The organism is Metabacillus sediminilitoris (assembly GCF_009720625.1).
GTDB classification, from domain to species: domain Bacteria; phylum Bacillota; class Bacilli; order Bacillales; family Bacillaceae; genus Metabacillus; species Metabacillus sediminilitoris.
Genome location: NZ_CP046266.1, coordinates 5,469,085 through 5,483,892 on the forward strand (window position 1 = coordinate 5,469,085; position 14,808 = coordinate 5,483,892).

12 protein-coding genes and 1 pseudogene are annotated in these 14,808 nt (G+C 35.8%); 2 read left to right on the forward strand and 11 right to left on the reverse strand.

What is annotated here, in order from left to right:
* Window positions 1-53 precede the first annotated feature (53 nt).
* A complete protein-coding gene (locus GMB29_RS26230) occupies window positions 54-1,334 on the forward strand; it encodes an MFS transporter (protein ID WP_136356143.1) in 1,281 nt (426 codons plus the stop codon).
* A 75-nt stretch (window positions 1,335-1,409) separates the two neighbouring features.
* On the opposite strand, the gene GMB29_RS28150 is transcribed toward GMB29_RS26230, so the two are convergent.
* From GMB29_RS28150 to GMB29_RS26255, 6 genes and pseudogenes are all read right to left on the reverse strand, one after another.
* Entirely contained in the window at window positions 1,410-1,520 is a 111-nt protein-coding gene (locus GMB29_RS28150; RefSeq protein WP_406600300.1) for a hypothetical protein, read from the reverse strand.
* A 74-nt stretch (window positions 1,521-1,594) separates the two neighbouring features.
* Window positions 1,595-3,631, reverse strand: coding sequence for an ABC transporter ATP-binding protein (locus tag GMB29_RS26235; RefSeq protein ID WP_136356145.1), 2,037 nt, complete (start codon window positions 3,629-3,631; stop codon window positions 1,595-1,597).
* A complete protein-coding gene (locus GMB29_RS26240) occupies window positions 3,632-5,380 on the reverse strand; it encodes an ABC transporter ATP-binding protein (protein ID WP_136356147.1) in 1,749 nt (582 codons plus the stop codon). It abuts the gene before it with no gap.
* 693 nt (window positions 5,381-6,073) lie between these two features.
* The gene (locus tag GMB29_RS26245) at window positions 6,074-6,694 is read right to left on the reverse strand and encodes a hypothetical protein (protein WP_136356149.1); all 621 of its coding nucleotides are present in this window, start codon (window positions 6,692-6,694) and stop codon (window positions 6,074-6,076) included.
* 9 nt (window positions 6,695-6,703) lie between these two features.
* Window positions 6,704-7,888: a ParM/StbA family protein gene (locus GMB29_RS26250; protein ID WP_136356151.1), complete on the reverse strand. Its 1,185-nt coding sequence runs from the start codon at window positions 7,886-7,888 to the stop codon at window positions 6,704-6,706.
* Window positions 7,889-8,508: 620 nt separating this feature from the next.
* A pseudogene (locus GMB29_RS26255) lies at window positions 8,509-9,541 on the reverse strand (Alp7A family actin-like protein).
* A 613-nt stretch (window positions 9,542-10,154) separates the two neighbouring features.
* Between GMB29_RS26255 and GMB29_RS26260 the strand changes: the two are divergent.
* Window positions 10,155-11,648: a peptide MFS transporter gene (locus GMB29_RS26260; RefSeq protein WP_136356153.1), complete on the forward strand. Its 1,494-nt coding sequence runs from the start codon at window positions 10,155-10,157 to the stop codon at window positions 11,646-11,648.
* A 288-nt stretch (window positions 11,649-11,936) separates the two neighbouring features.
* On the opposite strand, the gene GMB29_RS26265 is transcribed toward GMB29_RS26260, so the two are convergent.
* From GMB29_RS26265 to sigY, 5 genes are all read right to left on the reverse strand, one after another.
* Entirely contained in the window at window positions 11,937-12,767 is an 831-nt protein-coding gene (locus GMB29_RS26265; protein WP_136356157.1) for an ABC transporter permease subunit, read from the reverse strand.
* Window positions 12,760-13,662 carry an ABC transporter ATP-binding protein gene (locus tag GMB29_RS26270; protein WP_227551436.1) on the reverse strand — a complete coding sequence of 301 codons (903 nt, stop codon included), beginning with the start codon at window positions 13,660-13,662 and terminating at the stop codon, window positions 12,760-12,762. Before GMB29_RS26270 ends, GMB29_RS26265 begins: the two co-directional genes overlap by 8 nt.
* A 73-nt stretch (window positions 13,663-13,735) precedes the next feature.
* Window positions 13,736-13,933 (reverse strand): transcriptional regulator, encoded by a 198-nt coding sequence (locus GMB29_RS26275; RefSeq protein ID WP_136356350.1) that lies wholly within the window; start codon window positions 13,931-13,933, stop codon window positions 13,736-13,738.
* A 2-nt stretch (window positions 13,934-13,935) separates the two neighbouring features.
* Window positions 13,936-14,265: a YxlC family protein gene (locus GMB29_RS26280; protein ID WP_136356160.1), complete on the reverse strand. Its 330-nt coding sequence runs from the start codon at window positions 14,263-14,265 to the stop codon at window positions 13,936-13,938.
* Window positions 14,262-14,795: an RNA polymerase sigma factor SigY gene (gene sigY, locus GMB29_RS26285; RefSeq protein WP_136356162.1), complete on the reverse strand. Its 534-nt coding sequence runs from the start codon at window positions 14,793-14,795 to the stop codon at window positions 14,262-14,264. Before sigY ends, GMB29_RS26280 begins: the two co-directional genes overlap by 4 nt.
* Between the last annotated feature and the right edge of the window lie 13 nt (window positions 14,796-14,808).

The following is a 14,808-nucleotide window of genomic DNA, read 5'->3' on the forward strand; positions in this document are numbered from 1 at the left end:
AACCGTTACAATCTATATTTCTTGTACAATTGTTTACTAGGGAGGCCGAACTTATGAAGCGTATGACGAAAGAGGAGAATAGTTGGATTTTCTATGATTGGGCAAGTTCTGCTTATTCTATTATTATTTCAACAGCTGTGTTTCCGATTTTTTATAAATCGGCAGCAACAAATGCCGGAGTCAGTTCAGCAAACTCAACTGCATATTTAGGCTATACGATTGCTATCGCGACATTCATTTTAGCAATGCTTGGCCCAATATTGGGGACGATTGCTGATTACAAAGGCTTTAAAAAGCGCTTTTTTACATTCTTTTTTGTGTTAGGTGTAACATTTACAGGTCTGCTGGCGTTTATTCCAAGTGACCAATGGCTGCTCTTACTCATTTTTTATACGATAGCAGCAGTTGGATCTGCCGGTGCAAATGTATTTTACGACGCATTTTTAGTTGACGTGACAAACGAGGAACGAATGAATCGTATTTCTGCCCGGGGATTCAGTTTAGGCTACATCGGTAGTACGATCCCATTTATTGTTAGTATTGTGATCATCATTTTGGCCCAAAGCGGGACAATCCCGATTTCAACGACATGGGCTAGCAAAATTGCTTTTATGATTACAGCCATTTGGTGGGCAGTATTTACGATCCCATTATTTAAAAATGTCCATCAAAAATATTACATAGAACGTGAGCCTAACCTAGTTGCAAGCAGCTTTAAGCGCCTCGGTAAAACGTTATTTGAAATCAGGAAATATAAAGCAGTATTTATCTTCCTAATCGCCTATTTCTTCTATATTGATGGCATAGGAACAATTATTACAATGTCGACAGCCTATGGTACTGATTTAGGAATCAGCTCGACAAACCTCCTAATTATTTTATTTGTAACACAAGTAGTCGCTGCACCGTTTGCCATTCTATATGGGAGATTGTCTGAGAGATTTACAGGGAAGAAAATGCTGTATGTTGGCATCATTATTTATATTTTTGTTTGTATTTATGCTTATTTTTTAAAGACAACTTTAGATTTCTGGATATTGGCCATGCTTGTTGCTACCTCACAAGGAGGAATACAAGCATTAAGCCGCTCCTATTTCGCAAAGCTAGTTCCAAAAGAAAAAGCAAATGAATTTTTCGGCTTTTACAATATCTTTGGGAAATTCGCTTCTATTATGGGACCGCTATTAGTGGGCGCAACTGCGCAGTTAACAGGAAACTCAAATAGTGGTGTGTTTAGTCTAATCATTTTATTTATTATTGGAATTGTGATTCTTGCCCGTGTCCCTGAACCAAAAACTGAGGTTGCAGCAAATGCGAATAATAGATCTGTTTAGTTTTTACATTAGTAAATAGGAGCAGACTACTAATATAGTAATCCTGCTCCTATTTCATTCCCTACCTTCTTATTCCTAATAAGTAGACGTTTTAATTTTATTTGCTTTTCTTTTATTCATAATCTTTTTTACGATCGGATAAATAACAGGAGCCCATGTAATGACATTTTTGATAAGTTTTTTCATCTTATTACCTCCTACTTTTTCTTTTCTTTTTCCCGATTCTAGTAAAAGGTAAACTTTTACGGTCATTCCTCTATTCATCCTACCTGCGAAATTTCCTTTCCAAGTTGCATTTGATGCATTTGGTAATACTTTCCTTTTAAATTCAATAATTCCTCATGGCTTCCTCTCTCTACAATTTCCCCCTGATCTAATACGAGGATGAGGTCTGCATTACGTATCGTAGAAAGGCGATGCGCAATTATAAAAGTTGTTCTGCCTTCCTTCACTATATTTAATGCTTGTTGAATCATTGCTTCTGTTTCTGTATCAATATTAGCGGTTGCTTCATCTAATATTAGGATGGCTGGGTCATATGCTAGTGCGCGGGCAAAGGAAATAAGCTGCCGCTCACCAGCAGACAATGTACTGCCTTTTTCAAGGACTGGCTCATCATATTGATTTGGAAGCTTTTCAATAAATCTCTGTGCCCCGACATCCTGAAGAGCCTTTATCACTTGCTCTTTTGTAATAACTGGATTATCGAGACTGATATTCGTTTCAATTGTTCCAGTAAATAAAAATGGATCTTGAAGGACGATGCCCATATGCCTTCTAAGCTGTTGACGAGGAATATCTCTCGTATTCATCCCATCGATTGTAATGCTCCCTTTTTCAATATCATAATAGCGGAAAAGAAGATTAATAATTGAACTCTTCCCCGAGCCAGTGTGCCCTACTAAAGCAACAGCCTCACCCTTTTTTGCTTGAAAGGAAATATTTTTCAACACTTCATGTTCACCATCATATGAAAACGAAACATGATCAAAACACACATTTCCTTCATACCTGGGAAGCTCTCCTTCATCTACCACTTCACCCTTCTCATCTAAAAGCTCAAAGACTCGCCCGGAAGCTACACGCGCTTGTTCTAATTGGGCAAGTTGGTTCACTATATCTGTAACAGGCTGAAACAAACGATTAAGGTAGTCAACAAAAGCATAGAGCATACCAATTGAGACAATTCCTGCTGCACTTATTGATTGCCCGCCGAAATACCAAATTAATACAACGAACGTTACATTTCGAAGAACATTTACTAAGTTGTGAGATGTCATTGCATTTAAGCTTAGTAATTTATTTTGATAAATAAAATGCTCTTCATTTAATGTTTCAAATTCTTTTAATGATTGATTTTTACGTTGAAATGCACGAATAATAGGCATTCCTTGAATCGATTCATTAATCATCCCATTAATATCACTTACTCTTGTGCGGATTAAGTGATTATATGTTGAAGCTAGTTTTCGATAAAGAACCGTCCATATCAGAATGATAGGCACTAAGAGCAATGTAATAAGCGCAAGCTTTGCATCAAGGAAAAACAAAGCGACAAAAATTCCCGTCATATAGATACTACTTGTAAAAAATGTTGCAAGGACTTTTACATAAAGCTCTCTTATTGCCTCCGTATCATTCGTTACACGTGAAACAATTTTTCCTGCTGGGCGATTATCAAAGTAAGTGATGGGCAGTCTTTGAATATGCCCAAATACATCTGTTCTCATTTTCTGGATAATTCGATTCGCAGCTTTTTGAAGCATTAATGCTTTCCCATATTGAAAAAGGGCTGCTATAAAAAGTAATCCTGCATAAAATCCAAGCAAGAGAATAATTGGGCGAATTTCAGGTTGATAAAATGCAATTAACTCTTGTTGACTTAATTTCTCTACTTCATAGGTTGCTTTTTCCGTTCCAGTAGAAACTGTTAATATATTATTATTTTGAATTAATCTCTCTCCATCATAGGTTAGATGCTCTGTTGTCACATAAAAAGAACGTCCTACTTGCACGATTTGTAAATTTGCATCGCCTTTTGCGTCATCTTCTTTCAAGTTTGAACTTTTCTTATAATAGCGTTCATTATATAAAACAGCCTCATTATCCTTCTTTCCTACTTCTACCCAAGGGCTTTCAATCCCCATCAAATGGTCATCAATCATTTTTTTTGCTATGAAAGGACCGGTTAGCTCAGCAGCTACGGCAAATGTGAGCAAGACAAGCGCTGTTATAATTGTTTTTTTATAGAGAAGGGCATAGTGAAAAAGTCGTCTTCCTGTTGAATTTTGTCTCATTTAGCTCACCTCTCCATAGGAATCAGCCTGCTGGCGGTCAAATTGCTCTTTATACCATTTTCCTTGCTTAAGGAGCTGTTCATGTGTCCCTTCTTCCACTATACGTCCTTCATCCATTACAACAATCCAATTTGCATGCTGTACTGCTGATAGTCGGTGCGCTGTAATAAAGGTTGTTTTTCCAGCTCTCTCTTTACGGATATTCTCAATAATCCTTGCCTCTGTTTTTCCATCTACAGCAGACATTGCGTCATCTAGTAAAAGAATTTCTGGGTCTTTCAATAATGCTCTAGCAATTGAAATCCGCTGCTTTTGACCGCCTGAAAGTGCAACACCTTTTTCACCAACAAGTGTATCGAGCCCTTTTGGCAATGTCGTAATATCATTGTTGAATGCTGCTAAATCCAATGCTCTTGCGATTTCCTCTTCATTAACAATTTCTTTTCCAAATTGAAGATTTTCTCGAATTGTTCGTGAGAAAAGAATCTGCTCCTGCGGAACATAGCCGATCCAGGAATGGACAGTATCAAGCTTGATCTGTTCCAAAGGGACCCCTGTGATGAGTATTTCACCCGTTCCTAATGGATATTCACGTAACAGTTGCTTTAGTAGCGTAGTCTTTCCACTTCCCGTCTTCCCAACAACCCCAATTGTTTGCCCCTTTTTCACTTGTAAAGTGACGTTTTTTAAGTTGTCAGTTGTTGATGTTGGATAACGAAAGGTAACATTTGAAAATGAGACTGTTTCTGCGTCTTTTATGTCAATAGGATGATTATGATCCTTAATCTCTGCGTCATAAGTAAGAATTTCATTTACCCGGTCTAACGAAGCATTTCCACGCTGAAGGATGTTGATTAGCTCTCCGACAGCAAACATCGGCCAAATGAGCATTCCTAGATAGATGTTAAAGCTAACTAATTCCCCTAATGTGATAACTTGATGAAAGACAAAATACGCCCCATAGCCAAGGCCTATTACATAGCTTAAGCCGACTAGTATTTTTATCGTTGGCTCAAATAAAGCGTCAATCTTTGCAACCGCTATATTTTTGTTATACACATCCTCTGTCATATTAATAAAGCGTTTTTCATCTGCTTTTTCCTGGACATAAGCACGTATTACTCTTACTCCTGCAATAGATTCCAGGACATTGTCATTTAAATCGCCAAATGCATTTTGGGCGACTGTAAAGCGTTTATGAATGAGATTGCCATAATAATTAATGGCTAATGCCATGAAAGGCAAGGGTATAAGGGCTGCAAGGGTCAGCTTCCAACTTATCGTAATACCCATGACAAAAACGATTATAATCATAAAGATGGTCGAGTCAATTAAAGTTAAGATACCGAATCCTGCCGTTAAAGAAATGGCCTTTAAGTCATTCGTTGCCCTTGCCATTAAATCACCTGTTCGATTCTTTTCATAAAAGCTTGGTGTCATTGATAATAAATGCCTCATAAAGCGATATCTTAAGATTCGCTCAACTAAATGGGCCCCTCCGAATAACTGATACATCCAAACATACGTTATCCCGTAGCTCAAGATGATGAGCGCACCGAAATACATCAAAAGTTCGCGTAAACGGTCTCCAGTCATTTGACCAAATTGAATATCATCGATTGCTATTCCAATAATTTTCGGTGGAATAACATCTAATACACTTACAATCACTAATAAAGTAATCGCAACTGTGTATCGTTTCCAATATTGTTTAAAAAACCAGCTTAGCTTTCCTAATACCGTGAACAAAGTAAAATCCCTCCCCTTAAGTTGAAAATGCTTGATATTTGTTAGCCACCTTTTATCCAATCTAAATCAATACGGATCACCTTTTCTTTATCCATCGTTAACACTCCTTTTTTAATTGTATTTATATAAACGAGCAAGAGCTCGGAACATTTTTTTGGAAAAACAAATAAATGCAGCTTATTGAACAATTCTTACTATCCAAATCCTTAAGATATACATGAAAAACGTAAAAAAAGACATCGCGCGTAATCGCACGATGCCTAATCATACAGACAAAATAAAAACGCACGTTACTTCTTGTAACCTGCGTGTAAATACATATAAAAAGAGTTTATTATCAAATAAACGACATCTTTATACAAACATTTGGCGGGTTACATCATATTGAATTTGATGAAAAGTCATGCCTGCTACATTCTTCATCTTTGTAACCCTCCCTTTCTTGGAAAATAGTATATTTATTGTATATTTTTCCAAATATTTATGTCAATATGTTTCTTAAATTTTATCTTAGTATATTTTTATTCCTTAAGCTAAATAGTATGCTAGAAAGTTTTAGATTAGGAATTAGACACAAACCGGTTAATCTAGTCCATCATTGCGTAAATTAGACTAGCTGCGGGAACCATCTGTGATTGAAGCCGGGCATGATGTTAATCCCAGATTCACCATACTCTATTGCAATCTTTTTTATCATTTATTCATATTAGCCAGAAACCCGCCGAGAAGATCATCAACGTCATCCGTCTCTTCATTATCTTGATTTTCTTCCTCTGCTGTTGCAAGTTCCTGCCTAGCTTGCTCCCAATCGAAATTTTCCAAATCATTATCAAGATCATCTTTAACAGACAGAGAAACCATTTTAGGTTTCTCTTGATCTGTATCAGTTGTTCCATCTAGGTCTGTATAAAAATGATCGATTTCTGTTGGTTCATTTTCTTGCAGATATAGTGCTTCATTTATATCTAATGCATTACTATTAAGTGATGCTAATATGGATGTCGCTCGAATCGGGTCTGCCAGCAATTGGTAGACAATACTTCCTAACAAAGCCTCTGAATGAGCGTGTTTTAGCCAATCTCGTTGATCTTTGCTTAATTGTTTTGGTAATGGCAGTGTGACGGTTTCTCGATCCTTTGTTAATGAATTGTTAACCCCATCTAAAATAAACTCTGCCATTTTACTGGAGAAATTTCTTCTTTCTGTCTCTTTTAATTTTTGCAGCTGTTTAATTATGTGGTCAGGTGTGTCTGATGGCAGACGGAATGTAATTGCTTGTCCCCTTTGTATGCTTGCTGAGCCCTTTTTATTCATGAAACCACCCTATTTTTGAACTGTTTGTTTCTCTATCTTTTTATCTTTCACTTCTTTATTATTTTTTCTTACATAATCTGAGATTAACTTATAATAAGCATTTGCCATCATCCAAATGCTTTCCTTTTCATCTTCGAAAAATTCAATATTGTAACCATCTAAACTATTATTTAGTGTTTTAATATATTCTTTTAATACCATTGATCCGCCGCCCACAAAATAGCAAATTTCTGTTTGAGAGTTTTTCTGCCATACATTGCGTAAGTGACGGTACTGTTTCTTAGCCAATTCGAGAAGTATACGGTCTGTTATTTCATGAACACTTGTCCGACTTCCTTTAACCATAATATGATTTCGATCATTTTTACGGGTAATGATTTCAACCACGTCTCTACGGCTATCTAATTCCACCCCGTGTTTTGAACGGATTTCTTCTCTTATTGCTTCCAATGATTCAGATACTCCAAGGTTAAAGCCTTGTGCTTTATCATCATCTACATTTCGATTTTTTATGACTGCTACATCAGTCGACAATCCGCCAATATCTTGAATGAGGATTCGTTTGTCAATTAAATCTCGATTAATAATATTTAAATCCTTATCCATGACTAAATTGATATATGCAGCAAATCCTTCAGGGTATATCTTTACTTCATCAAACTTAATATTGACCTTTAACCCTTGATATTTTGGAGTTACTAAAAATTCAATTTGATGAACTGAACCTAATAGCTGTGAGCGATAGCCTACATCTTTTCCTTCTTTCACTTCACGAAGAGGTAATCCGGTTCCAAGGGTGTAATTCGCATCAATCACATTGTTCGTTTTTTTGAAAATCGAAGAATTTTGCTCTCTCACTGCGTCTAATGCCAGTGAGGCAAAAAGCATGACAAGTGTTTGATCTTCTTCTGATTTACTGCTTCCTGGGTCTAATTCATTAGGATTGTCACTTTTTGTCGCTAAGTTTCCAACTCGATAAATAGCATTATTCTCTTTTAAAGCAGGTGAGTGGACTCTTATATGAATACCATCTAATGGATTTTTATCATTTAACTCTTCAATCCCAATAACTGGGCGATCTTCTGTATCTCTAGCAATAACATTAGGTATGTACAATTCATAATCATATTTTCCAAACAACGCTTTTACACAATCATTTCCTACATCAATTGCAGCGATTCTAGTCATACTCATCAAATCATTCCCCTCAATTTTTAATGAATTAGTTTCATAAAAGTGTTTTCACCTTTTAATACGAGGTAATAAACACAAACTATGATTTCCTTTCATTTCAAGAAAGAAACTTATCCATAACTTAAGGGTAAAGCAGTCAAAAGTAATCGTCAATATTACTTTAGTTGTGTTCAATATGAAAACATGTCTGCAAATTTGTGTTCATGTAATCATTTTTGTATACATCTTTATATACCAACATGCATACGCATTTGTTTACAAGTATACTGTTTTGTAAACAAAATGAATACACTTTGTTTACTCGTTTACAATATGTATACAAATACTTTCTATTACTTTTCAACCTAATCTATCTTACTCTTTCTACCTATTAGCCCCCCATTTATTTTATAATAATAATTCTCCTTAACTAAATTAGATGAAACACAGTAAAGTTGACTATTGGAAAATTTATGAACATATTAAAGAGTTAAGTATTATAGTAATGAACTAAGGAGGTTGTATGATGTCGTGGAATGTATTTGCTTGTACTCTTGTATGCTTGCTGCGCTCTTTTCATTCATGAAACCACCCTATTTTTGTACTGTTTGTTTCTCTATCTATTTATCTTCGATTCATTATTATTTTTTTACATAATCAGAAATTAACTTATAATAAGCATTTTGCCATCATCTAAATTCTTTCTTTTTCTTCTATAAAAAATACCATCTATACTATTATTTAATGTTTTAATATATTTTAAGACCATCGATCAGCCGCCAACAAAATAGCAGATTTCTGTTTGAGAGTTTCTCTGCCACACATTTCGTAAGTGATGGTATTGTTTTTTAGCCGATTCAAGAAATATACGGTCTGTTATTTCTTGAACACTTGTCCGACTTCCTTTAACCATTATATGATTTCGATCATTTTGCCGGTAATGATTTCAACCACGTCTCTACGGCTATCTAATTCGACACCGCGCTTTGAACGGATTTCTTCTCTTATAGCTTCCAACGATTTAGATACTCCAAGGTTAAAGCCTTGTGCTTTATCATCATCTACATTCGATTTTTTATGATTGCTAATCTGTCGACAATCCTTCAATATCCTGATTGAGGATTCGTCTATCAATTAAATCTCGATTAATAATATTTAGATCCTTATCATGACTAAATTGATAGATGTAGCAAATCAATCAGAGTATATCTTTACTTCATCAAATTTAATATTTTGGAGTTAATAAATTTCAATTTGATGAACTGAACGTACTAGCTGTGAGCGATAGCCTACATCTTCCTTCTTTCACTTCATGACGAGGTAATCCAGTTCAAAGGGAGTGTAAATAGCATCAATGACATGATTGTTTTTTTGACAGCGTAGAGTTTTGCTCTTTCACTGCAGCTAATGCAATGAGGTAAGTAGCATAACAAGTGTTTGATCTTCTTCGGATTTACTACTTCCTAGGTCTAACTTATTAGGATTGTCACTTTTTGTCGCTAAATTTCCAACTCGATAAATCTCATTATTTTAAAGCTGTAGAATGAACTCTAATTTGAATACCTTCTAATGGGCCTTTATCATTTAACTCTTCAATTCCAATAACCGGACGATCACCTTATCTCTAGCAATAACATTAGGTATGTACAATTCATATTCATATTTTCCAAACATCGCTTTCACTCAAGCATTTCCTATGTCAATTGCTGCGATTATAGTCATACTCACCAAATCATTCCCCTCAATTTTTAATGAATTAGTTTCATAAAAGTGCTAACGCCTTTTCATAGGCAAGTAATAAATACAAAGTATATTCCCTTACATTTTAAGCAAGAAACTTATCCATTTATCTTGAGGGTGAAGCCATCAAAAATGATCGACAATATTTCTCTTGTTGTATTCAATTTGAAAACATGTCTACAAATTTGTATTCATGTATTCCTTTTTGTATACATCCTCATATACCAACATGTATACGCATTTGTTTACGTGTATACATTAATGCGTTCAAATTGTATACACTTTGTTTACTTGTATGCACTATATATACAAACACAATCTATTACTTTCCAACCTGCTTTTTCTTACTCTTTATACCTTACCTATCCAATTTATAAGAAATAGAAATAAAACAGTGGTTAAAACCGTTATTTCAACACTATTATTCTATAAAAATATTTATCCACAACTAAATTAGACATAAATCAAGCAAATTCAACATTTTAAAAATTTTTGACAATATTGTAGAGTTAAAAGTATTATAGTAGAAGAATAAGGAGGTTGTATGATGTCAGACTATAATAAACTGAAAATTGTGGAAAGTGTCCCGCAAAAAGGTTTCTTTGGACATCCTAAAGGATTGTTCACATTATTTTTCACTGAGTTTTGGGAGCGTTTCTCTTATTACGGTATGAGAGCAATTCTTGTATTTTATATGTACTATGAAGTGTCAAAAGGCGGCTTAGGAATTGATGAGACCACAGCCTTGGCAATTATGTCTATTTACGGATCACTTGTATATATGTCCGGAATTATCGGAGGATGGCTTGCAGATCGAATATTTGGTATGTCACGTGCGATCTTTTATGGCGGTATACTAATTATGCTTGGACATATCGTATTAGCTATACCTGGAAGCATCAGCATGTTCTTCCTTTCAATGGTCCTTATCGTACTTGGAACAGGCTTACTTAAACCTAATGTTTCAAGTGTCGTTGGTGAAATCTACAGTGAAGAAGATCATCGCCGTGATTCAGGATTTAGTATTTTCTACATGGGGATTAACCTTGGAGGATTCCTTGCTCCATTAATTGTTGGGGAAGTCGGTATGAAACATGACTTTCACTTAGGTTTCGGAATTGCCGCTGTCGGTATGTTTTTTGGACTATTGCTTTTTGTCTTAACGAAGAAAAAAAATCTTGGGCTTGCCGGTACAATTGTACCTAACCCCCTTTCACCTACTGAAAAGAAAAAAGTTTATTCTTATATTGGCTTAGGTGCTGTCTTACTTGCAATCATTTTGGTTATTACGATCCAAATGGGACTACTTACAATCAATGCATTCATTAATATTGTCGGAATTTTAGGGATCCTCATTCCAACCTTCTACTTTATTGTGATGTATAAAAGTGAGAAAACAACGGCTGTTGAGCGTTCAAGAATTATTGCTTATATCCCATTATTTATTGCTTCTGTCATGTTCTGGGCAATTCAAGAGCAAGGCTCAACAATACTTGCTAGTTATGCGGACAAGCGTACACAGCTGGAATTTGCAGGATTATCTATTTCACCTGCATGGTTCCAATCACTGAATCCGCTCTTTATTATTATATTAGCGCCAGTATTTGCTTGGTTATGGATGAAACTTGGGAATCGTCAGCCATCAATACCTAAAAAATTCTCATTAGCGTTACTGTTTGCCGGCTTATCATTCCTTGTGATTCTTTTACCAGCCTACTTTGGTGGAACGGATTCACTAGTTAGTCCAGTATGGCTCGTTCTTAGCTATTTCATTGTCGTTATAGGTGAGTTATGTTTATCACCTGTTGGACTCTCTGCTACGACAAAGTTAGCGCCAGCGGCTTTCTCAGCCCAAACAATGAGTTTATGGTTCTTATCTAGCGCCGCTGCACAAGCGATTAATGCACAAATTGTAAGATTCTATACACCTGAAACTGAAATGGTTTACTTTGGTGTCATCGGTTGTGTAGCGATTTTGCTTAGCATTGTACTTTTTGCCCTTTCACCAAAAATACAAGGATTTATGAAGGGTGTTCGTTAGGATAACAACTTTATAAAAAGCTCTTTTCTAAGAGATGTCGCTTTTAAAACGAAAGCTATTTTAAGTTGATTGGAGCAGATTGCGAGACTCCTGCGGGAGTAGCGGGACAGGTGAGACTCATGCAGGCGTTTACGCCGAGGAGGCTCACCGCCCGCCCCGCGGAAAGCGAGCATCTCTCGCTGCAATCAACCACACCGCACGACTTGGTAAATAGCAACAAAGTTTACGAAAACAACCTTGTAAAAACAATAAAAAGCGTACAAAACGAATCCGTTTTGTACGCTTTTTTTAATTTACTTGCTTTTCAAATAGAATATGCCGTTCATTCATCTTTGCAATTTTTAGTAAGATAAATATACTTAATATAATGAGAATAATCCCAATTAAAAAGATAATCACTGGATTAAAGAAAAACAGCCCGCTCACCTGGCTAATTAACAATCCAATGATCGGTAATACAGTGACTCCGCCTAGCTGTTGTGCTTCCTGAAATCCTTTAACACGTGCTGAAATGAGCACATTAAATAAAATCGTTAAGGTCGTTAAAGATGGCACAATCCAGAGGACAAACAAAAACCAATTTGCCGTTAAGAAAAGAAAACCATTAAACTGCCCATACGTAAGAACATTAATGATAATTGCTCCTAATACATAAGCCCCGAGCGAAATTGTCATTGAAGGTAGAAATGCTGAAAGGACTTTTCCAAGAAACAAATCTTTTATATTGATTGGAGCAAACAATAGGCTCTCAAGTGTTCTTCTTTCTTTTTCTCCTACAAAACTATTCGCGGCGATCATCATTGACGTGATCACAGGGACAAGCAAGAATAATGAAGGGAGAATATAGTTCACAAATAAATAGATCATTTGACTCTTTTTATCAGATAAATGTCTAATCATTTCCCCTTCTCTTCCAGGTATCTCACCGATTAACGTAAGCATTTGATCAGGTCCATTAATAAATGAAAGATGATTGGCTTGAAGAAAAAAAATAAGGACGGCTGGCATAATAACACATAATACAGTTGGTAAAATCAGCATTGGCAGCAAAATCTGTTTAATTGAAATAATTGATTTCATATCTTTTTTCGCAATGATCCAAACCATTCTTTTATTCATGCCTTTTCCTCCTCACTTCAAAATAGATAGATTCCAAGCTTACGTTTTCAATACTTGTAGAATGAATCCATGTTTCTTTCAATATTTCTTGTAATAAAGGAGATATATCTCTTTTTGAAGATAGTGTAAAGAGAAGTGTGTTCTCATTAAGGCGTTTTACAGGGTGCCCAACATAGGAAGGATCACTTACTTGCAACCCTGTTTCAACCCTTAGCATAATGTCAGTTACAAACTCTTTCTCTAATTGCTGTCTTGTCCCTTTAGCTAAAACTCTCCCATTCTCCATAAATACATAGGAGTGGCATATATCTTCTAACTGTTGAAGAACATGCGAGCAAATAATAATGGTTGTTTGCTCATGTTGATTTAATCTGGTTAAATACCCCATAACATCTCTTATTCCATCTGGATCAAGACCATTTGTAGGTTCATCTAAAAATAACAACTTTGGCCGATGGAGCAGCGCCTTTGCCAAGGCAAGTCGCTTTTTCATTCCTGTACTATATGTTCCAACTTTCTTATGGCGATGATCAAAAAGATCAAATTCTTTCAGTAATTCAGCAACTCTTTCCCTTACTTTCTTGACCTCATATATTTCCGAGAAGAAAATCAGATTATCTTCCCCGCTCATCTCGTGATATAACCCGGCACCTTCTGTAACAATTCCGCTCATTTGGCGAATGACATTCCCATCTGTCATTGGGTTGAAACCATTTATATCAATCGTCCCCTGCTCAGGTCTGATAACACCATTTAACAAACGAATCATCGTTGTCTTCCCAGATCCGTTTGGACCAAGGAGACCAACAATACTTCCTTTCTTAATTGAAAAATTCATGCCGGATAATACAGATTGCGAGCCAAACTGTTTATGAATATTCGTCACAGTAATCATATGTTTCACTTCTTCCGTGTCTTTTTTCTTTTCAACAAAAGGCTTTAGTGTCCTAACTCATATCGTCTATACTTTAGGACATTTTTGGCTTTTTCCGTAAAGGTCTTATCACGATAAAATAATAAAAAATTGCTGGCAATGGAAACTGAATCAGTCCCCATATCCCCCAAAACCAATAATAAGCACCTTTTTTCTTTGCATCTTTAAATAACAAGATGCTCTGAGCAAGTAAGATTGGAGAAACAAGTAAGATCGCTACAAGTACATCCATTGTCAAAATTTCATCACCTCTTTTTGCTTAGTTCGATGTTTCTTTTCTGCAAGGAATATAAATGGAATGACAATAATCGCAAAACCTTGAATCCAGATAAATAATGTCGTCATTTTTAGAGCAATTGTGGCATATGAAACTAAAATGATAAGGGCTGTAAGTAAAAATAAGATAAATTCACGTTGAGATATTTTTTTCCGTTCCATTTTAAATTCCTGTAATGTACTCATTAATTGAACTTGCTGTGGTACATCAATTTCATGCATTTCTTCGACTTTCTGTAAATCTTCCTTTAACAAAGTTATCCATTCGTTTTCATTTGTTTCTTTCATGATTGCAGCTCCTTTCGAATCCGCTTAAGACCGTTGTGTACACGGGATTTTACTGTTCCCTCTTTAAGATGAAGCATTGTGGCAATTTCCGGATATGTGAATCCATAATAGTGTCTCAGTAAAATGGGTGTTCGAATATCCGGTTCAAGTTCTGCGAACAATTCAAGATATGCGGACCAGTCGTTCCCGTTTATCATGACATCCCATTTCATTTTTTGCTTGACATTCAATCGTATTTTTTCATAACGCTTTTTATCTCTGCTTTCTTTACGCTGATGATCAATAAATAATCGAGAAGCGATGGCAATAAGCCATGTCGAAAATTTCGCTTCCCCTTTAAAGCTATGGAGATTGACGTACGCCTTCAGCATTGTTTCCTGAATAATGTCCTCTGTCAAATCAGGATGAAGGGTGAGCTTAATCAGATATTTATATAAAAACCGATAGTTTTGCTGAAACAATTTTGTGAAAGCCTCATCCTCTCCACTTTTTGCTTGACTAACTAGTTTCCTCTCTTCCACCTGCTCCAATCGATGCCAAACC

What these genes read in the sequence shown, in the direction of transcription:
- GMB29_RS26230 (WP_136356143.1), top strand. Translation starts at nt 54, where the DNA reads ATGAAGCGTATGACGAAAGAGGAGAATAGTTGGATTTTCTATGATTGG.
- GMB29_RS26235 (WP_136356145.1), bottom strand. Translation starts at nt 3,631, where the DNA reads ATGAGACAAAATTCAACAGGAAGACGACTTTTTCACTATGCCCTTCTC.
- GMB29_RS26275 (WP_136356350.1), bottom strand. Translation starts at nt 13,933, where the DNA reads ATGGATGTACTTGTAGCGATCTTACTTGTTTCTCCAATCTTACTTGCT.
- GMB29_RS26260 (WP_136356153.1), top strand. Translation starts at nt 10,155, where the DNA reads ATGTCAGACTATAATAAACTGAAAATTGTGGAAAGTGTCCCGCAAAAA.
- GMB29_RS26245 (WP_136356149.1), bottom strand. Translation starts at nt 6,694, where the DNA reads ATGAATAAAAAGGGCTCAGCAAGCATACAAAGGGGACAAGCAATTACA.
- GMB29_RS26265 (WP_136356157.1), bottom strand. Translation starts at nt 12,767, where the DNA reads ATGAATAAAAGAATGGTTTGGATCATTGCGAAAAAAGATATGAAATCA.
- GMB29_RS28150 (WP_406600300.1), bottom strand. Translation starts at nt 1,520, where the DNA reads ATGAAAAAACTTATCAAAAATGTCATTACATGGGCTCCTGTTATTTAT.
- GMB29_RS26250 (WP_136356151.1), bottom strand. Translation starts at nt 7,888, where the DNA reads ATGAGTATGACTAGAATCGCTGCAATTGATGTAGGAAATGATTGTGTA.
- GMB29_RS26280 (WP_136356160.1), bottom strand. Translation starts at nt 14,265, where the DNA reads ATGAAAGAAACAAATGAAAACGAATGGATAACTTTGTTAAAGGAAGAT.
- GMB29_RS26270 (WP_227551436.1), bottom strand. Translation starts at nt 13,662, where the DNA reads ATGATTACTGTGACGAATATTCATAAACAGTTTGGCTCGCAATCTGTA.